This is a genomic window from Mycolicibacterium monacense, from assembly GCF_010731575.1.
GTDB lineage: Bacteria > Actinomycetota > Actinomycetes > Mycobacteriales > Mycobacteriaceae > Mycobacterium > Mycobacterium monacense.
In genome coordinates, this window is the sequence record NZ_AP022617.1 from 431,168 (window position 1) to 449,047 (window position 17,880).

The 17,880-nt window shown below is 65.4% G+C and carries 17 protein-coding genes; 9 read left to right on the forward strand and 8 right to left on the reverse strand.

Annotated elements, in window-relative coordinates:
- Nucleotides 1-38: 38 nt before the first annotated feature.
- Genes G6N49_RS02115 through G6N49_RS02145 form a run of 7 tightly spaced genes read left to right on the forward strand, consistent with a single transcriptional unit; the run spans nucleotide 39 to nucleotide 7,676 of the window.
- Nucleotides 39-1,067: a virulence factor Mce family protein gene (locus tag G6N49_RS02115; protein ID WP_011856572.1), complete on the forward strand. Its 1,029-nt coding sequence runs from the start codon at nucleotides 39-41 to the stop codon at nucleotides 1,065-1,067.
- Complete coding sequence (locus G6N49_RS02120) at nucleotides 1,064-2,398, forward strand: MCE family protein (RefSeq protein ID WP_011856571.1); 1,335 nt, start codon at nucleotides 1,064-1,066, stop codon at nucleotides 2,396-2,398. Before G6N49_RS02115 ends, G6N49_RS02120 begins: the two co-directional genes overlap by 4 nt.
- The gene (locus G6N49_RS02125; protein ID WP_011856570.1) at nucleotides 2,395-3,741 is read left to right on the forward strand and encodes an MCE family protein; all 1,347 of its coding nucleotides are present in this window, start codon (nucleotides 2,395-2,397) and stop codon (nucleotides 3,739-3,741) included. The genes G6N49_RS02120 and G6N49_RS02125 overlap by 4 nt, the downstream gene beginning before the upstream one ends.
- On the forward strand, nucleotides 3,738-4,880 hold the full coding sequence (locus tag G6N49_RS02130; protein ID WP_011856569.1) for a virulence factor Mce family protein: 1,143 nt from the start codon (nucleotides 3,738-3,740) through the stop codon (nucleotides 4,878-4,880). The genes G6N49_RS02125 and G6N49_RS02130 overlap by 4 nt, the downstream gene beginning before the upstream one ends.
- Nucleotides 4,881-4,882: 2 nt before the next feature.
- The gene (locus G6N49_RS02135) at nucleotides 4,883-6,346 is read left to right on the forward strand and encodes an MCE family protein (protein WP_011856568.1); all 1,464 of its coding nucleotides are present in this window, start codon (nucleotides 4,883-4,885) and stop codon (nucleotides 6,344-6,346) included.
- Nucleotides 6,310-6,984 carry an Rv1363c family protein gene (locus G6N49_RS02140; protein ID WP_041925126.1) on the forward strand — a complete coding sequence of 225 codons (675 nt, stop codon included), beginning with the start codon at nucleotides 6,310-6,312 and terminating at the stop codon, nucleotides 6,982-6,984. The genes G6N49_RS02135 and G6N49_RS02140 overlap by 37 nt, the downstream gene beginning before the upstream one ends.
- Nucleotides 6,984-7,676 (forward strand): Rv1363c family protein, encoded by a 693-nt coding sequence (locus G6N49_RS02145; protein ID WP_011856566.1) that lies wholly within the window; start codon nucleotides 6,984-6,986, stop codon nucleotides 7,674-7,676. Before G6N49_RS02140 ends, G6N49_RS02145 begins: the two co-directional genes overlap by 1 nt.
- A gap of 31 nt (nucleotides 7,677-7,707) precedes the next feature.
- Here the strand turns inward: G6N49_RS02145 and G6N49_RS02150 are convergent, their stop codons facing one another.
- Nucleotides 7,708-8,325: an isochorismatase family protein gene (locus G6N49_RS02150; RefSeq protein WP_011856565.1), complete on the reverse strand. Its 618-nt coding sequence runs from the start codon at nucleotides 8,323-8,325 to the stop codon at nucleotides 7,708-7,710.
- 221 nt (nucleotides 8,326-8,546) lie between these two features.
- On the opposite strand from G6N49_RS02150, the gene fadD4 reads away from it, so the two are divergent.
- A complete protein-coding gene (fadD4, locus tag G6N49_RS02155; protein WP_041925125.1) occupies nucleotides 8,547-10,070 on the forward strand; it encodes a fatty-acid--CoA ligase FadD4 in 1,524 nt (507 codons plus the stop codon).
- A 4-nt stretch (nucleotides 10,071-10,074) separates the two neighbouring features.
- Here fadD4 and G6N49_RS02160 read toward each other — a convergent pair whose 3' ends face one another.
- The 3 genes from G6N49_RS02160 to G6N49_RS02170 all read right to left on the reverse strand — a co-directional run bounded on the left by G6N49_RS02160 (nucleotide 10,075) and on the right by G6N49_RS02170 (nucleotide 12,889).
- Nucleotides 10,075-11,187 (reverse strand): cytochrome P450, encoded by a 1,113-nt coding sequence (locus G6N49_RS02160; protein WP_179967816.1) that lies wholly within the window; start codon nucleotides 11,185-11,187, stop codon nucleotides 10,075-10,077.
- Between the two features lie 61 nt (nucleotides 11,188-11,248).
- Nucleotides 11,249-12,046: an SDR family oxidoreductase gene (locus G6N49_RS02165; protein ID WP_011856562.1), complete on the reverse strand. Its 798-nt coding sequence runs from the start codon at nucleotides 12,044-12,046 to the stop codon at nucleotides 11,249-11,251.
- Between the two features lie 12 nt (nucleotides 12,047-12,058).
- The gene (locus tag G6N49_RS02170; RefSeq protein WP_011856561.1) at nucleotides 12,059-12,889 is read right to left on the reverse strand and encodes a mycofactocin-coupled SDR family oxidoreductase; all 831 of its coding nucleotides are present in this window, start codon (nucleotides 12,887-12,889) and stop codon (nucleotides 12,059-12,061) included.
- 171 nt (nucleotides 12,890-13,060) lie between these two features.
- On the opposite strand from G6N49_RS02170, the gene G6N49_RS02175 reads away from it, so the two are divergent.
- Nucleotides 13,061-13,888, forward strand: coding sequence for an enoyl-CoA hydratase/isomerase family protein (locus tag G6N49_RS02175; protein WP_011856560.1), 828 nt, complete (start codon nucleotides 13,061-13,063; stop codon nucleotides 13,886-13,888).
- Between the two features lie 72 nt (nucleotides 13,889-13,960).
- Here G6N49_RS02175 and G6N49_RS02180 read toward each other — a convergent pair whose 3' ends face one another.
- Genes G6N49_RS02180 through G6N49_RS02195 form a run of 4 tightly spaced genes read right to left on the reverse strand, consistent with a single transcriptional unit; the run spans nucleotide 13,961 to nucleotide 17,878 of the window.
- Complete coding sequence (locus G6N49_RS02180; RefSeq protein ID WP_011856559.1) at nucleotides 13,961-14,740, reverse strand: SDR family oxidoreductase; 780 nt, start codon at nucleotides 14,738-14,740, stop codon at nucleotides 13,961-13,963.
- Between the two features lie 30 nt (nucleotides 14,741-14,770).
- On the reverse strand, nucleotides 14,771-15,847 hold the full coding sequence (locus G6N49_RS02185; protein WP_011856558.1) for an acyl-CoA dehydrogenase family protein: 1,077 nt from the start codon (nucleotides 15,845-15,847) through the stop codon (nucleotides 14,771-14,773).
- A gap of 28 nt (nucleotides 15,848-15,875) precedes the next feature.
- Nucleotides 15,876-17,018, reverse strand: coding sequence for an acyl-CoA dehydrogenase family protein (locus G6N49_RS02190; RefSeq protein WP_083044777.1), 1,143 nt, complete (start codon nucleotides 17,016-17,018; stop codon nucleotides 15,876-15,878).
- The gene (locus G6N49_RS02195; protein WP_083044776.1) at nucleotides 17,015-17,878 is read right to left on the reverse strand and encodes an SDR family oxidoreductase; all 864 of its coding nucleotides are present in this window, start codon (nucleotides 17,876-17,878) and stop codon (nucleotides 17,015-17,017) included. The genes G6N49_RS02190 and G6N49_RS02195 overlap by 4 nt, the downstream gene beginning before the upstream one ends.
- Nucleotides 17,879-17,880: the final 2 nt, after the last annotated feature.

Consider the following 17,880-nt stretch of genomic DNA (forward strand, 5'->3'; position numbering starts at 1 on the left):
GAAATCGTGTCCGTTGAAACCTATGAGAGGCCGAAGCCGTGAAAGACAATTTGGGAGGCGCCATCTGGCGCCTTGCCATCTTCATGGTCGTGTGCCTGTTCGGCATGTTCGCGATGTTCGCCATTTTCGCCCAGCTTCGGTTCCAGTCCGAGCGGACATATCGCGCGGTGTTCACCAACGTCTCGGGTTTGGAGGCGGACCAGTTCGTCCGTATCGCCGGGGTGGAGGTCGGCAAGGTCAAGGCGATTTCGATCCAGCCGGACACCACGGTGTTGGTGGAGTTCAGCGCGGACGACACAGTCGTGCTCACCGAAGGCACCAGGGCCGTCATCCGTTATGACGACTTGATCGGCGGACGTTACCTCGGTCTCGAGGAAGGGGTGGGCGACACCAAGAAGCTCAACCCCGGCAGCACGATTCCGGTTGCCAGGACGTCGCCGGCGCTGGACCTGGACGCGTTGATAGGTGGGTTCCGCCCGCTGTTCCGTGCGCTGGACCCCGACCAGGTCAATGCTTTGTCCAGCCAGCTGATCAGGGCCTTCCAGGGTCAGGGCGCGACCATCAGTTCCTTTCTGTCGCAGACCGCGGCGTTGACGAACACTCTGGCCGACCGCGATCAACTGATCGGGCAGGTCATCGGAAACCTGAACACGGTCCTGGGTTCGCTCGGCGACCAGAGCACGCAGTTTGCCAAGGCGGTCGAGTCGCTGTCGCAGTTGGTGGCGACGCTGGCCGGCCGGAAACAGGACATCAGCAATTCGGTGGCTTATACGAACGCGGCTGCCGGTTCGATCAGTGACCTCCTGGCGCAGGCACGGCCGCCGCTGCAGAAGACCGTCCACGAGCTGGATCGGACGGCCTCAACGGTGCTGGCTGACAAGGACTACGTCGACAATCTCCTCAACACGCTGCCGGATACGTATCGAATTCTCGGTCGTGAGGGTCTGTACGGCGACTTCTTCGGGTTCTACCTGTGCGACGCGATCCTGAAGGTCAACGGAAAGGGCGGGCAGCCGGTGTTCATCAAGGTGGCCGGTCAAGATACCGGGAGGTGTGCGCCGCGATGAAGACGTTCTCTGAACGCAGTCCGATCGTCATCGGCGCCATCGGTTGTGCGCTGACCGCCGGCATGGTGGTGGCCGCGCTGAATTACGACAAGTTGCCCTTCTTCGACGACAGCAAGGGGTACTCGGCGTATTTCGCCGAGTCGGGTGGCATCATTGCCGGTGCGCCGGTGCAGGTTTCGGGCTTCCGGGTGGGTGAAGTCACCAGCGTCGAACTGGACGGCCCGCGGGTCCTGATCAAGTTCGGCGTCGACAAAGGCGTTCGGCTCGGCGATCGCACCGAGGCGGCGATCAAGACCAAGACCTTGCTCGGCGCAAAAATACTGGAAGTAAGCCCCCGCGGGGACGGCGAGCAGCGCGAAGCCATCCCGATGGATCGGACCCGGCCGCCCTATCAGTTGCCCGACGCCCTGGGTGATCTGACGACCACCATCAGCGGGCTGAACACCGATCAACTCTCGGAATCGCTTGCCGTGCTGGCGGATACCTTCCACGACACTCCGCCGGACGTCAAGGTCGCGGTCCAGGGTGTCGCACGGTTCGCGGATACGCTGAACAAGCGCGACGAACACCTGCGAAATCTATTGTCCAACGCCAACAAGGCCACTGCTGTGCTGGCGCAGCGCAGCGATCAGGTGGTGAGCCTGATCGCCGACACCAATGCGCTCTTGCTGGAACTGCAGGGCCAGAGCGCCGCGCTGGACCAGATCTCCGGCAACATCTCGGCGGTTACGCAGCAGCTCAAGGGATTCATCGGGGAGAACCGCGAGACGCTCAAGCCCGCGATAGACAAGCTCAACGAGGTGCTCGCGGTCGTGGATAACCGAAAAGTACAGGTGCAGCAGGCCATCAAAGGTCTGAACAGCTATGCGCTCGGGCTGGGCGAGGCAGTGTCCTCGGGACCCTTCTACAAGGCCTACGTCGCCAATCTGCTGCCCGGCCAGTTCCTGCAGCCGGCCATCGACGCCGCGTTTTCCGATCTGGGCCTCGATCCCAACGTTTTGTTGCCGACCGATCGGGTCGATCCGCAGGTTGGTCAGAAGGCGACGCCTGCGCTTCCTATCCCCTTCCCGCGCACAGGCCAGGGCGGTGAGCCGAGAATGACCATCCCCGACGCCATTACGGGTAAGCCCGGCGATCCGCGCTATCCGTATCGGGAGCCGCCGCCCGCGCCGCCTCCCGGCGGACCGCCGCCCGGCCCGCCGATCCCCACCGAGCAGATACCCGGACTGCCGGGGGCCGGGCCGAGCAGCGTGCCGGCCCCTGGGGAACCCGCGCCGGCACCCCTGGCACCGGCGACCGGTGACCCCGCGCCCGCGGAGGATGGTCAATGATGAGTAAGCGAACCTTGCGGCTCGTGCTGGCGGTGGCGCTGGTGGTGATTTCGGCCGTGGGCGTCGTGACCGCAACGCGACCGGCGGGCGGGCTCAATCGCACCCAGGTAATCGCCTATTTCGCCAACAGCAACGGCATTTTCGTCGGCGACGAGGTGCGCATCCTTGGGGTGGCCGTCGGCAAGATCGACAAGATCGAGCCGCAACCTAAGCAGGTCAAGATCACCATGTCCTACGACGACAAGTACAAGGTGCCCGCGGACGCGAAGGCGGTCATCCTGTCACCGTCGTTGGTGTCCGTCCGGGCGATTCAGCTGACGCCTGCCTACACGAGTGGACCGGCGATGCAGGACGGGGCGGTAATCCCCGAACAACGCACCGCCGTACCGGTGGAGTGGGACGACTTCCGCCAGCAGCTCGAAAAGCTCAGCGAGACACTCCAGCCCACGGAGCCGGGCGGGGTCAGCACACTGGGGTCCTTCGTCAACACCGCGGCGGACAACCTCCGCGGCGAGGGCGCCAATATCCGCGAAACCGTCATCAAGCTGTCTCAGGCGTTTTCGGCCCTCGGCGACCACAGCGACGACCTGTTCACCACTGTCAAGAACCTTTCAGTGCTGGTTTCCGCCCTGCAGAGCAGCACCGACTTGATGCGTGACCTGAATCAGAGCCTGGCCTCGGTGACCGGATTGCTCGCCAACGGCGACAACGAAGTGGGCGCCGCGCTCGCCGACATCAACTCGGTAGTCGGCGACGTGCAGACCTTCGTGGCCGAGAACCGGGAATCGTTGGGCACCACCTCGGACAAGCTGGCGTCGGTGTCGACGGCCCTCAATCAGAGCCTCGACGACATCAAGCAGACACTGCACCTCACCCCGACCACGTTCCAGAACTTCGTCAACATCTATCAACCCTCGCAGGGTGCTCTTACCGGTGCGCTGGCGTTGAACAACTTCGCCAACCCGATCTCGTTCATCTGCGGGGCGATCCAGGCGGCGTCGAGGCTCAACGCCGAGCAGTCGGCGAAGCTGTGCGTGCAGTATCTGGCGCCCATCGTCAAGAACCGCCAGTTCAACTTCCCGCCCATTGGCGCGAACCCCTTCGTCGGTCAGAGCGCGCGTCCGAACGAGCTGACCTACAGCGAGGACTGGTTGCGTCCGGATTACGTTCCGCCACAATCGCCGCCGCCACCGGCGGATGTGCGGCCGGCGGTCGCGTCCCCGGCTGGTGACTCTGCACAGGTGCCGACCGACGCCGCACCCCCGTTGCCGGCCGAGGCGCAGCCCACGAATCCGTCCGATGGTCTCCAGGGCATGATGGTGCCGCCGGGAGCCGGCTCATGAGCCGCTCATGGATGCGCGGTGCCCCAGGTGTCACAGTGTTCGTGATGGCCGCGGTGGTACTCAGCGGCTGCGCCGACTGGCGCGGCGCCAATTCCTTGCCCCTGCCCGGCACCGAAGGTGGTGGCGACGGCGCGTACACCGTTCAGGCGCAACTGCCCGATGTCGACAACATTGAGCGCAATTCCCGCGTCCGGGTCGGTGACGTGACCGTTGGCAATGTCACCAAGATCGAGCGGCAGGGCTGGAATGCGTTGGTGACCATGGCCATCGACAAAGACGTCGACCTTCCGGCCAACGCGACCGCGACAGTCGGCCAGACGAGTCTCCTTGGGTCGCTGCATATAGAACTGGCCAGCCCGACCGCCGTCCCGCCGGAAGGCCGGCTGCGCGACGGCTCGCTGATTCCGTTGTCGTCTGGTGGCAGATACCCCAGTACCGAGCAGACGTTGGCCGCGGTGTCACTGATTCTCAACGGTGGCGGTATCGGCCAGATTCACGACATCACTCAGGCGTTGAGCACCGCCTTTCGCGGCCGGGAAGAGGATCTGCGCAGTCTGATCAGCCAACTGGACACGTTCATCCGGTACACCAACGAACAGACCGACGACATCATCGCGGCCACCGAGAGTCTGAATGATCTGGTCGGTCAGTTTGCCGACCAGAAACCGGTGATCGACAATGCGCTCAAGACGATTCCCGACGCGCTGGCCGTGGTACGGGATCAGCGACAAACCCTCGCCGATGCGCTCGACCGGCTGGGCCAGTTCAGTGCGTTGGCCGCCGACTCGGTCAACCAGAGCAAAGAGAACCTGGTCAAGGAGCTCAAAGACCTCGGACCGGTGCTGGAGTCGCTGGCCAACGCCGGGCCGGCGCTGACCCGTTCGATGAGCTTCTTCTCTGTCCTCCCGTGGCAGAAGGAGACAATTCCGAACTGGATTCGAGGCGACTACGCCAACCTCTCTGCGGTCATCGACCTGACCCTGAGCCGCCTTGATGCGGGCCTGTTCACCGGCACCCGGTTCGAGGGGGCGTTGACGAGGCTCGAAATGCAGTGGGGTCGCACCATCGGTCAGATGCCGAGCCCGTACACCGCCGGCAATCCGCTTGTCGTTCCATACCGTTGGGATCAGGGGCCCTAGGCATGCACATCACCAGAAGAATCTGGATCCAGTTGGGGGTCTTCCTCGCGGTTGCGCTGACCGCCTTCTCGATCATGGCATTCAATTACATGAAGTTGCCGAACCTGTTGTTCGGCATCGGTCGCTACTCGGTCACACTGCAGCTGCCGGAGGCCGGCGGACTGTACGAACGGGGCAATGTGACCTACCGCGGCACCGAGGTAGGGCAGGTCAAGAGCGTCCGCCTGACCGAGAGTGGTGACGTGGAGGCGGAGTTGTCTCTGCAGTCCGATGTCAAGATCCCGGCGAACCTCATAGCTGAGGTGCACAGTCAGAGCGCGGTCGGCGAGCAGTACGTCGCACTGCTCCCGCAAGGTGACGGCGGTCCGGTGCTGAAGAACGGTGACGTGATATCGCAGGAGAGGACGACGGTTCCGCCGGATATCAATTCGCTGCTCGACGCTACCAACCGCGGCCTGGAGGCCATCCCCGGCGACAATCTGAAGACCGCGGTAGACGAGGCCTATACGGCAGTCGGTGGTCTCGGACCGGAGATCAACCGATTCGTCAAGGGCTCTACCGCCTTGGCGATCGACGCGCGCAAGAACCTGGATGACCTGACCAATGTGGTCGACAATGTCGCTCCGATTCTGGATACGCAGACCGACACGTCGGATTCGATCCAGGCGTGGGCCTCTCACCTCGCTGGCGTCACCAAGCAACTGCAATCCAACGATGCTGCTGTGCAGGGGATCCTGCATAACGGGCCGGGGGCGGCCGACGAGGCGCGAGCGCTTTTCGACCGGCTGCAACCCACGCTGCCGATCGTGCTGGCCAACCTGGTGAGCATCGAACCGGTGCTGGTCACCTACCGGGACAACCTCGAACAGCTACTCGTGTTGTTGCCCCAGGCCACTTCGATCATGCAGGCGATCGGTGTGCCGAACCGGCACACCAAGATGGATTTCGAAGGCGCGTTCCTGGCGTTCAACCTGAATGTCAACATTCCGCCGCCGTGTACCACAGGATTCCTGCCGGTTCAGCAGATGCGGCCCGCTGCGGAGCTCGACTCGCCCGAGCGCCCCGCCGAGGATCTGTACTGCCGCATTCCGCAGGACTCGATGTTCAACGTGCGTGGTGCGCGAAACACACCGTGTGTAACGCGGCCGGGCAAGCGCGCCCCCACGGTGAAGATGTGCGAGAGCGACGAAGAGTATGTTCCGCTGAACGACGGTCACAACTGGAAGGGCGACCCCAACGCCACAACGAGCGGGCAGGATATTCCTCAGCCTCCCGCGGGAAGTTTGCCGAACACGCCAGCACCTACACTCGCCCCTGCGCCGCCGATTGCGGCGGCCGACTATGACCCGGCCACCGGCACGTACGTCGGACCAGACGGGCACGTCTACACACAATCGAATCTGGCCAGAAGTGCTAACGAGGAACAGACATGGCAACAAATGCTGATACCCCCGACGGGGCAGTAACGGAATCGAGCGCACCGAGCGGTGGCGCCGTGGCGCCCGATGAATCAGTTGTGGAATCCGAAAGTTCGTCCGAAGAGTTGTCCGAGGCGTCGTCGGGCGGCGGTGACGAGGCGGACGCCACCGAAGAGGACATCGATGGCCCCCGCGAACGGGCCGCGGCCCCCAAACGGCTGGCGTTGGTCGCGGGGCTGAGCCTCGTGATCGTTCTGGGCGCACTGTCCGGGTGGCTCGGCTATCAGGCTTACCAGTCGCACGAAGCCGATAAGCAGCGCAGAGAGTTCGTGCAGGTGGCGCGGCAGGGGGCGCTGAATCTCACGACGATCGACTACGAGCACGCGGACACCGATGTGCAGCGGATACTGGAGTCTGCAACGGGCCAGTTCCACGACGATTTCGCGCAGCGGTCCCAACCGTTCCTCGACGTCGTCAAGCAGGCACAGTCCAAATCTGTCGGGACGATTACCGAGGCCGCTTTGGAATCCGAGAGCGGTGATGAGGCGCAGGTGATCGTCGCGGTGACGGTGAAGACTTCGAACGTCGGCGCAGCCGAACAGGAGCCACGCGCGTGGCGAATGCGGCTGACAGTGCAGAAGGTGGGCGAGGACATGAAAGTTTCGAACGTAGGGTTTGTGCCGTGATGAAGCTGAAGTTGAGCCGCAGCGACCGAGCAGAGCGCGACCCGTCCGAAGCGGACGACATCGTTGAGGCACCGTCCGAAGCGGACGACGTCGTTGAGATCGTTGAGGCACCGGCCGCTTCGGACGAGATCGGCTCTTCGCCGGATGCCAACGCCGCTGAGGCGGCAACATCCGGAGACAGCTCAGTGGTCAAAGCCGGGCGCAGGCGCATCGACTGGGGCCGGGTACTGATTTTCGGCGCGCTGCCCGGTTTGGCCTTGGTGCTGACGTTGGTGGCGGGTTTCCTGAAATGGCAGGACACCGCCGCGACGCAGGCGGAGGTCGCTCGGATCGAAACGGTGCAGGTGGCCAAGGACGCCACTGTCGCCCTTCTTTCGTACAAGCCTGACACCGCCGAACGTGAGTTGACCGCTGCACGGGATCGGTTGACCGGTAGCTTCCGGGATTCGTACTCGCAGTTGACCAACGAAGTGGTGATACCGGGCGCCAAGCAGAAGCAGATCTCAGCTACAGCGACGGTGCCGGCGGCCGGTTCGGTGTCCGCGGACGCGGATCACGCTGTCGTGATGGTATTCGTGAACCAGACAGTGATCGTGGGTAAGGATGCCCCTACGGACACGGCGTCAGCGGTCCGGATCAGTATGGAAAAGGTCGACAACCGCTGGTTGATCTCCGGTTTCGACCCGATCTGATCGTCGGGCGGCTTGATGGACCGGGCGAAAGTTACTTTTGCCCGGTCCATTCCGCGATGAGGCTGTCGACGGTAGTGATCTTGCCCAGCGCGCTCAACGAGTTGTCCAGTACCTGTTGGGCGTAGCTGGCCGGCGTGCCGCCGACCGCGTCGGACGGGATCACGAGCCGGAATCCCGCTTGTGTGACGTGTCCGGCGGTATGCGGCAGCGCCAGGTTCAGCGATACCCCGGTCAGGACGACTGTGCTCACGCCCAGCCCCTTGAGGACGGGCAACAGTTCGGTGTCGAGCGTGGGGAACAGGCCGTGATGCCGTGGAATCACCAGGTCGGTTTCCGCCAGCAGGTCGGGAATCACCTGCGTTCCAGCGGTTCCCGGCGCCCAGTCGGCTGTGGCAGGTCCCAGTGCCCGCCATATCCTCGCGGCGCCAGAATGGTCGCCGCCCAGCGTGCCCTCGTAGGTTGCGTGAACCACCTGTGCGCCGGCGATGCGGGCAGCGTGGAGCAAACGAGCGAGGTTGCCTACCAGATCACCGCTGTCGGCGGCTAACGTCGGCAACACCGATTCCGGCCCCAGGACGCCGTTTTGGCATTCGACGCAGAGAACCGCGACGGTTGATGCGGCCCCGGGGTTGCGAGATGACGGTGACATTGGTGTCCTCGGTGTGGTCGGGCAGCGGTGGGCTGGCCGCGGATTCTCTTCTCCTACAGCCAGTCACGCTGATTGTCGCGCAGGACGCATGTCCGCTGCACATAACTTAGAACATTTTTGACATGGGTGCCAAAACTTTCGACTCTGTCGCCCGGGAGATAAACCGTTTACGCCTAAAGTGATTCGGCTCGATGCCCCGCGGCAGAAAGTATGGTGAACGAATGCAAATCCGCGAGCACATCGATTCCGGCCAGCCGGCCGTTGTTCTCTACCCTTCCGGGAACGTGATCGATTTCGGGGAGCTGGAGGCGCGGGCCAATCGACTGGCGCACCTCTTCCGCCGTGCCGGCCTGCGTGAGGGCGATACGGTGGCGGCGATCCTGGAGAACAACGAACACGTCCACGTGGTGATGTGGGCGGCACGGCGCAGTGGTCTGTACTACGCGCTGATCAACACGCATCTCACCGCTCCCGAGGCCGCCTACATCGTCGACAACAGCGGCGCAAAGGCGGTCATCGGCTCCAGCGCCACGCGAAAGGTGTGCGAAGGGCTGGCCGAGCACTTGCCCGGTGGTCTGCCGGATCTGCTGCTTCTCGCCGACGACGATGTGGAGGGGTGGCAGCGATACCCGGAATGTGTTGCCGATCTACCGTCGACACCGATTCCCGACGAGTCTGAGGGAGACCTGCTGCAGTACTCCTCAGGCACCACGGGGCGACCCAAGGGCATCCGTCGCGAACTTCCGCATCTCGCACCTGTCGACGCGCCGAGCATCCTCATGCCGTTGATGAACGCGGTCGGAATCACCAGCGAATCGGTCTACTTGAGTCCGGCACCGCTCTATCACACCGCCCCGTCGTTCTGGTCGATGGTGGTGCAATCGATGGGCGGCACCACGGTTGTCATGGAAAAGTTCGATCCTGAGCGGGCCTTGGAGTGCATCGAACGCTATGGCGTCACGCACGGTCAATTCGTTCCAGCGATGTTCGTGCGGATGCTCAAACTGCCCGAGGCCGTACGGAAGTCCTACGACCTTTCCAGCCTGCGCAGAGTGGTGCACGCTGCGGCGCCCTGCCCCGTCGAGATCAAACGCCGGATGATCGACTGGTGGGGCCCGATCATCGATGAGTATTACGCCTCTTCAGAGGCAGTTGGCGCCTCGTTCATCCGGGCCGAGGAGTGGCTTGACCACCCGGGGTCGGTCGGTCGTCCGCTCGTCGGCGTGCCGCACATCCTGGATGAGAACGGCGCTGAGCTGCCGGCAGGTGAAATCGGAGAGATCTATTACGAGGGCGGTCACTCTTTCGAATACCTCAAGGACGACGCCAAAACCAGGGCATCGCGCGACGCGCACGGCTGGGTGACCGTCGGAGACGTCGGTTATCTCGACGAAGGCGGTTACCTCTTCCTCACCGACCGCCGACACCACATGATCATCTCGGGCGGGGTGAACATCTACCCGCAGGAAGCCGAGGACCTACTGGTCACCCATCCCAAGGTGATGGATGCTGCGGTATTCGGTGTCCCCGACGACGAGATGGGTCAGTCGGTCAAGGGCGTGGTGCAGACCGTCGACCCGGCCGACGCCACCGAAGAGTTCGGCCATGAGCTGCTGAAGTGGCTGCGAGACCGGTTGGCGCACTACAAGTGTCCGCGATCGCTGTCGTTCGAGGCGCAGTTGCCGCGCTCCGACACGGGAAAGCTCTACAAGCAAGCGCTCGTCAGTAGGTACTCGACGCCGTGACCGATCAGCCCCACTGCAGCGGCAGTCGGTCCAAGGCGAAGGTGTTGGCCGGGAACACGATTTCGGGTTCGTAGCCGGCGGCCAGCGAGAAGTCGGGGATGCGCTGCAGCCATTCGCCGACGATCAGCGTCAGTTCTATGCGGGCCAGGTGAGAGCCCAGGCAGCGGTGCGGTCCTCCGCCGAACCCCCAGTGGCGGTGCACCTTGCCGTCCATGACCACGTGATTGGCCGAGATCGCGTCGCTGTCGTCCCGGTTGATCGCGCCCAGGCACAACCGCACCTGGGTGTCCGGCGGCAGGGTGATGTCCCCGATGGTCACTTCGGCGGTGGTGACGCGCGGTACGAGTGGTGCGGGTGTCTCCAACCGGACGATCTCCTCGACGAACACGCCGAGCTGGCCGGGGTCAGCGCGAAGCATGGCCCGCAGCCCGGGGTCGCGCGCCAACGCGAGCAGCGCCGAGCCCATCGCCGAGGTGACGGTGTCCAGCCCGGCCAGCACGAACAGGTAGCTCAAGCCGATCGCCTCGGCATCGTCGAGCGGATCATCGCCGGTGAGCACCTGGGACAGGACGTCTGGTCCCGGGTCGGCGCGTCGCGCATTGATCGCCTCGGTGAGGTAAGCGAACAGCTCAAGTGCCGGCGTCAGGTCGGCGCCCTCGAGTGATGGTCGGTCCGCCAGCGCAATGACCGAGTCCTTCCAGGCGATCAGACGCTCGCGGTCCTCCAGGGGCAGCCCGAACAGCGTGAGGAACACCTGAGACGGGTAGGGAATCGCGATGTCGGCCATGGCCTCGCACTCGCCTTTCGCGGCGACGGACTCGACGATGTCGAGCGCCTGCTTCTGCAGGGCGGGCAGGGCTTCGGACAGAGTGTGCGGGCTGAAGAACGGCTGCAGGATCTTCCGGAACCTGGTGTGCTCGGGTGGGTCGAAGGCGATGGGCACCAGCGGCAGTGGGCTCCCCAGGACGTCGAAAGCCTTCCGTGACGAGAACAGCTCGGGGTTGCGCAGGGCGGCGAGCACGTCGTCGCGTCGGGTCAGGTAGAACCAGCCGTCGACGAATACCACCGGTCCGGCGTCGCGCAGCGTGTTCCAGCCCACCTGCCGGTCGGCGGCCATCGGCAGGCTTGCGTAGGCGAGTCGCGGGGCGCCATGGGTTTCCACTCGAACTCCTCGCGGGTTAGAACGCCGACCGGTGCAGACCGCCGTCGACCTCGATCCAGCTTCCGGTGACGTAACCGGCGGCTTCCGAGCACAGATAGGCGATCAGCGAAGCGATCTCGTCTGGTCTCCCCATCCGAGCCGCGGGAACCCGGGCCTGTTTGAGCATGAACTCGCGCCGCTCTTGTTGCGAGCTCGCGCCGAGATGGTTCTCGAGGTAGGCGAGTGCGTTGTCGGTCTCGATCCAGCCAGGAGCAACGGTGTTCACAGTGATGCCGTACTGGGCGTACTCGTCGGCGACGGTCTTGAGCATTCCGATGGTCGACGGCCGACTGGTGTTGGCCACCGCATGGTGGATGTTGCCCGCGGGCTCCTTGGCGGTGGCCGAGCCGACGTGTACGAAGCGGCCCCAGCCCGCTTCCTGCATCGCCGGCAGCACCGCCTGGAGGAGCAGGATCTGGCTCATGGTGTGCGACTCGAACGACTCGCGGTACACGTTCACGTCGGTGATGTCGGCGAAGTCCCCTGGTCGCTGATATTTCGACTGGCCGACGACGATCAACGGCGGTCCGTGCTGAGCCGTCACTTCACGCACGGCATCGCCGAGTTGGTCGGAGTTGCTGACGTCGGCGGTGACGCCGATCGCGGTACCGCTCTGCTCGCGGATCGCCTCGACGGCGGCATCGACGTCGGTCTTGGTGCGGGCCATCACCGCGACCCGTGCACCTTCTGCGGCAAGCATTTTGGCTACTTCGAAGCCGATACCCTTGCTGCCGCCGACGATCAGCGCCGAGCGGCCGTCGATCCCATAGTGCATCGCGAGTGCCGCCTAGCCCCGCCGCACGTCCATGCCGGCGTCCACCTTCAACATGCTTCCCGTGAACGAGCGCCCGGCGTCGCTGAGCAGGAACAGGATCGCGTTGCTGACGTCGCGTGGCTCGATCAACGGCAGGTCCGGCAGCGCGGTCTGCACGGCGTTGACCATGCGGGGGTTGTCCTCGATCACCTTGAACAGCGCCGGGTTCTCGGTGATCATCGGTGTCGCACAATTCGTCGGCGCCACCGCGTTGACGCGGATGCGGTCGGGGGCGAGCATCGCCGCGTAGGCACGGACCAGGCCGACGACGGCGACTTTGGACATCAGGTAGGCGTCGCTGCCACCGCGGCCATCGGTCAGGTCAAGCAGTGCGATCATCGAGCTCGTCGCGATGAGGTTGCCGCCCTCGCCACGCTCCTTCATGTGCGGGATCGCGACCTGGAAGGCGTTCCACACCCCGATGAGCATGATGTCCAGCCCCAGCCGCAGGGCTTCGGAGGCGTCGCGCTCGTCGGCATTGGTGAGCACGACCCCGGCGTTGGCGATCACGGTGTCGACGTGACCGAACTCCTTGACACCCGCGTCGAATGCCTCCTGCAGCGCGGCGATGTCCCGGACGTCGGCCTTGCGGGTGATCATCTGCCTGCCGGTCTTCTCGACCAGACGGGCCGTCTCCTCCAGATCGTCCTCGGTTCCCAGGTGGTAGGGGACGACGTCCAAGTCTTCGCAGATGTCGACACCAACGATGTCGGCGCCCTGTTCGGCGCACATCACTGCGTGCGAGCGGCCCTGCCCGCGGGCGGCTCCGGTGATGAAGACGACGCGACCGTCGAGTGAACCCATTCCGTATTCCTCCGGTGGTGATCGAGTGGCCGCGCCCAGTTGGGCGGCCATCCGGTAGTGGCGTGTGAATTTCGCCACGCCGTGGATGCTACGCCGAGAGTTTGGAATCGTACAACTATTTGGCTAATTTGAGGAAACTAGGCTTACCGACGCTCTGGAAAGGGTCCCCACATGTCCGACACCCACAACGGCAGTCCGCGTCCACCCGACGGCGACTGGTTGGGAACCCCCTACCTCACCTTCAAACGCGAAGGGGCGTTCGCGATCTGTACGCTGGACCGCCCAGAGGCGCGAAACGCGATGACGCCCGCGATGTACTTCGGAATCCGGTACGCCATCAGCCGGGTGAACGCCGATCCCGATCTCGCGGGTCTGCTCATCACCGGCACCGGTGACGTCTTCGCACCCGGTGGCGACCTGGGGCAGGCCGCCGAAGACAACTGGATGGACTTCGCGTCCACCATGGGCATGGATGTCACGCCATTCGACATCCTGCGTCAGTCGCCCAAGCCGGTGGTGTCGGCGGTCAACGGTCTGTGCCAGGGCGGCGGACTGCAGATTGCGATGTGCAGTGACCTGGCGGTGGTCAGCGATCGGGCCACCTTCCGGGTGCCGGAATTGTTCCGCGGAATCGCCGACACCTATTACAGCCAGGTGCTGGCCCGGATGATCGGGCCGGTGCGCACCAAGGACCTGATGTTCACCGGCCGGACGCTGACCGCCGAAGAAGCGCTCGACTGGGGCATGGTGGCCCGGGTCGTCGCCCACGACGACCTACTCGATACGGCCAAAGAGCTTCTAGCACAATGCTGCCGGACCGCGCCGGCGGCCAGAGGCGTGATCAAGGCCAGCCTCGACAACTACCTGGGCCTGTTCGACCGGATCGGCATGCAGACCAGCCTCTTCGGACCCGAGGCGCGCGAGGGCTTCCGGGCGTTCAAGCAGAAGAACTCGCCGGCATGGGTCCACCCGGAGCTTCAGGTGGACGGCAGGCTCTGAAAGTCGTTCTGGGACCGTCGCGGTCTGGCAGCGGGGGATTGGCCAGACCGCGACGGTCGGCGCAGGAGCGGATTACTTCGGCGTGAAGCGCTGTGCGCCGTCGAGGCGCATGACCTCGCCGTTGGCGTAGCCGTTGGTCAGCAGGAACGCCGCCGCGTCGGCGAACTCGTCGGGAGCGCCGAGCCGCTTCGGGAACGGGATGTTGGCCGCGAACTTGGCGATGGCCTCCTCGCCGACCGACTCCATGATCGGCGTCTTCATCGTGCCCGGTGCGATGGTGTTGACCCGGATACCCACCGAGCTGAGGTCGCGGGCGGCCGCGATGGTCAACCCGATGACGCCTGCTTTCGCTGCGGCGTAGGCGGTCTGCCCGATCTGGCCTTCGTAGCCCGCCACCGAGGCGGTCATCACGATGGCACCCCGTTCGCCGCCGTCGCGCGGTTCGGCGGCGGCGACGGAAGCGGCCACCAGCCGGGTCAGGTTGTACGTGCCGTTGAGGTAGAGGTCGATGGTCTTGGTGAAGCCGCCCATGTCGGCCGGGGTGCCATCGCGCTGGACGATCCGTTGCGCCACACCGAAACCGCCGTGTGCGACCACTGCGTAGCGCAGCTGACCCAGCTGGTTGGCCTGCTCGATGGCGCCGAGGATGCTGACCTCGCTCGTCACGTCGGTGCTGACGAACAGGGCGCGGCTGCCCAGCTCGTCGGCCAAGGCCTTGCCCTTGTCTTCGGCGAGATCGGCGATCACCACACCCAGACCGTCGGCGTGCAACCGCCGTACCGTCGCCTCGCCGAGACCACCCGCACCGCCGCTGACAATCGCCGACGCGCCTTCGAATTGCTGTACCGTCACCAGATCTCCTTTTCTCACTATGGGTTCGAGCTAGGTCAGATCGCCTGTTACCAGGTCCCACGGGTCGTCGGCGGTCAGCGCGAGGCGCCCCAGCCGGCGCGCGAAATGCACAGTGCTGCCGTAGTCCCCGGCCCAGCTCTGCGCACGCAGCGTGAACAACCACAGCGGGTGCTCGCGGGTCACCCCGATCGCGCCGTGCAACTGATGGGCGGCGGTCGTCACCGGGCCGACCACGCGGCCGACCGACACCTTCGCCACGGTGACTGCGTGATCGGTGTAGCGAGAATCGAAGCCGTGTGCTGCGGCCGCGTCGACCGCGAAAGCGGCGGCGGCGCGGGCCCGTTCGATGTCCCCGGCCATGCCGGCCAGTGTCTGCTGCACTGATTGGAATGCGCTGAGCGGGCGGCCGAACTGTATGCGCTCGCGGGTGTGTTGCACCGACAGCGCTGCCGCGGCGTCGAGTGCGCCGACGATCTGCACGCAGCGCGCCCACGCCCCGCGCCGCTGCAACTCGACACCCAGTGTCGGGTCAACGGTGTGCAGTCGGTCGGCCGCCACGTCGAACGCGATGTCGTCGCGCGGCTCGCCGGCAAGGTTGTGTTTTTCCCGCATGCTGTCCGGCGTCACGTCGAGCACACCGACCCGCAGGCCGTCGCGACCGTTGACGGCCAGCAGTACCGCCGCGCATGCCCGCGCCCACGGCACGGCCTGAGCGGTGCCGGTGACCCGCCCACCGTCGGCGTCGGCGTCGGCGATCGCCACGGTCAGCGGGCCGTCGGGTAGTTCGATGCCGGCCTGCCGTCCCAGCCAGCCTGCGAGAGCGTCGGTTTCGGCCAATGGCACCGCGCCGGCGTGGCGCGCCACACCGTAGAGCGCGATCGCGAGCTCCTCGGGACCCGCGCCCATGTCGGGTGTGCTCGTCAGCCGCGCGAGCCCGGTGTCGGTGAGGTTGCGCCACAAATCACCGTCCAACTGCTCGGGCAGGCCGCGTCTTCCCAGCCCGGCGTCATACGAGCGCCGCCCCAGCTCGTCGACGAGCCGGCGCAGCTCGACGTTGTCGTCCTGCGGGCTGTCCGCGCCGAAGACGCCGCCGGCGAGCGCGCTCATCGCGGCCCTCGGCTCTTCGCGCAAGCGCTCATCGCAACCCCATTCCGCGGGCGACCACGCCGCGCAGTACCTCATTGGTGCCACCGCGCAGGGTGAACATCGGCTTGTGCAGCCACGCGGTGGTCAGCATGGCGTCGAGCTGCGGGTTCGACGGCGTTCCGTCCAGCAGTTCGGCGATCAACTCAACAGACTCGGCCTCGAAGCGGGTGCCGAGATCCTTGACCAGCGCGGCCTGATTCGCCGCGTCGCCACCGGCGGCCAGCGTGCGCGCCACCGACACCGAGAGCTGACGCAGCGAAATCAACCGGGCCACCAGATCGCCGACGTCGGCGGCCGTGCGGTCATCAGGTGCTGGCCCGGCACCCAGCGCCCGGATCGCCGCGAACAGCAGCGGGCCAGTGGACAGAATCCGTTCGGGGCCGCTGCGCTCGAACGACAACTCCGCGGTCACCTGATGCCAGCCGTTGCCGACCTCGCCCAGTACGTCGGCGTCGGGGACGAAGACCTGGTCGAGATTGACCTCGTTGAAGTGATGCGCACCTGACATCAACGGGATGGGCTCGATCCGGACACCGTCGGCGTCACAGGGCACCAGAAATTGACTGAAGCCGGCGTGGCGGCGCTGCGCATCCGGTGGGCTGGTGCGGGCCAGCACGACGACCTGGTGTGCGTGGTGGGCGCCGCTGGTCCACACCTTGGTGCCGGACACCAGCCAGCCGCCATCGGTTCTGGTCGCCTTTGTCGCCACCGCAGCCAGATCCGATCCGGCGCCGTACTCGCTCATTCCGATCGACGAGTAGAAGCGGCCCCCCGCGATGCGCGGCAGCAGCCGCTCGCGCTGCTCCTCGGTGCCATAGTTCAGGAGGCTGGGCGCGACCTGCCGGTCAGCGGTCCAGTGCGCCGCTACTGGGGCGCCCACCCTGATCAATTCCTCGGTCACCACGTAGCGGTGCAGATGGCCCAGTCCGTGGCCGCCGTAGCGCTTCGGGACGGTGAGCCCGACGAACCCGGCGTCGCCCAACCGCGCCGAGAACCCCTCGTCCCATCCACCCAGCCACGAGTCGACGGCAGGTGCCCAGCCGAACTCGGCGCGGTCGGAGCGCAGGAAATCACGCACCGCGCACCGCAGCTTGATCAATTCCGGCTCGTGGGCGCTCAACACGTCACTCATCGGGCGGGCAACGGGCTCGACGGGAGGTAGAAGTTGGGCGTGAGGTCCTCGTCGCGCTCGGCCAGCCGGTAGTCCGACAAGTCTCCGCCGCCCTCCTCGAGCAGGATCTCCTCGTCGGTGTAGAAGTGGCCGCTGCAGGCTGCGGCGGGCCGGGTGACCAGGGCGTGCACCGCGTCCGCCATGATCTGCGGGCTGCGGGCCTGCGCGCGAACCGCCGCCTCTCCCATCGCGACCATCATGCCGGTACTCGCGATCGTGGTGGCCGGCCACAGTGAGTTCACCGCGATCGGCACCGACGCGAACTCCTCGGCCCAGCCCAGGGTCAGCAGGCTCTCAGCGTACTTGCCGACGGTGTGTCCCACATGCGCGCCGACCCATTTCGGCTCCAGGTTCAGCGGTGGTGAGATGTTGACGATGTGCGCGTTGCCCGACTGGCGCAGATGGGGAAGGGCGGCCTGCACCACAGCGAACGGCCCTTCGACGTTGACCTCCAACAGCCGACGCAGGTTCTTCGGCGGAAGTTGTGCGGTCGGCCGCAGGTCCAGGGCGCCGGCATTGTTGACCACGATGTCGATGGAACCGAACTCCTCAGCGATCCTGGCGATCGCGGACGCCACGGCGCCGGTGTCTCGCACGTCGCAGGCCACCGACAGCGCCCGCCCGCCGGCGCGTTGCACGGCGTCCGCGGTCTCGGCCAGTGTGCCCGCGATCTTGGGGTTGGGCGTTTCGGTCTTGGCCAGCAGCGCCACGGCCGCGCCGTCGGCACCGGCGCGGACGGCGATGGCCGCACCGATGCCGCGGCTGGCTCCGGTCACCACGACGACGCGATTCCTCAAGGTGCGAGGATCGGGAGTATTCACGT

Excerpts from the sequence above, each read along its gene's own strand:
- G6N49_RS02120 (WP_011856571.1), top strand. The coding sequence starts at position 1,064 with ATGAAGACGTTCTCTGAACGCAGTCCGATCGTCATCGGCGCCATCGGT.
- G6N49_RS02125 (WP_011856570.1), top strand. The coding sequence starts at position 2,395 with ATGATGAGTAAGCGAACCTTGCGGCTCGTGCTGGCGGTGGCGCTGGTG.
- G6N49_RS02130 (WP_011856569.1), top strand. The coding sequence starts at position 3,738 with ATGAGCCGCTCATGGATGCGCGGTGCCCCAGGTGTCACAGTGTTCGTG.
- G6N49_RS02135 (WP_011856568.1), top strand. The coding sequence starts at position 4,883 with ATGCACATCACCAGAAGAATCTGGATCCAGTTGGGGGTCTTCCTCGCG.
- G6N49_RS02140 (WP_041925126.1), top strand. The coding sequence starts at position 6,310 with ATGGCAACAAATGCTGATACCCCCGACGGGGCAGTAACGGAATCGAGC.
- G6N49_RS02145 (WP_011856566.1), top strand. The coding sequence starts at position 6,984 with ATGAAGCTGAAGTTGAGCCGCAGCGACCGAGCAGAGCGCGACCCGTCC.
- G6N49_RS02150 (WP_011856565.1), bottom strand. The coding sequence starts at position 8,325 with ATGTCACCGTCATCTCGCAACCCCGGGGCCGCATCAACCGTCGCGGTT.
- fadD4 (WP_041925125.1), top strand. The coding sequence starts at position 8,547 with ATGCAAATCCGCGAGCACATCGATTCCGGCCAGCCGGCCGTTGTTCTC.
- G6N49_RS02160 (WP_179967816.1), bottom strand. The coding sequence starts at position 11,187 with ATGGCCGCCGACCGGCAGGTGGGCTGGAACACGCTGCGCGACGCCGGA.
- G6N49_RS02165 (WP_011856562.1), bottom strand. The coding sequence starts at position 12,046 with ATGCACTATGGGATCGACGGCCGCTCGGCGCTGATCGTCGGCGGCAGC.
- G6N49_RS02170 (WP_011856561.1), bottom strand. The coding sequence starts at position 12,889 with ATGGGTTCACTCGACGGTCGCGTCGTCTTCATCACCGGAGCCGCCCGC.
- G6N49_RS02175 (WP_011856560.1), top strand. The coding sequence starts at position 13,061 with ATGTCCGACACCCACAACGGCAGTCCGCGTCCACCCGACGGCGACTGG.
- G6N49_RS02185 (WP_011856558.1), bottom strand. The coding sequence starts at position 15,847 with ATGAGCGCGCTCGCCGGCGGCGTCTTCGGCGCGGACAGCCCGCAGGAC.
- G6N49_RS02190 (WP_083044777.1), bottom strand. The coding sequence starts at position 17,018 with ATGAGTGACGTGTTGAGCGCCCACGAGCCGGAATTGATCAAGCTGCGG.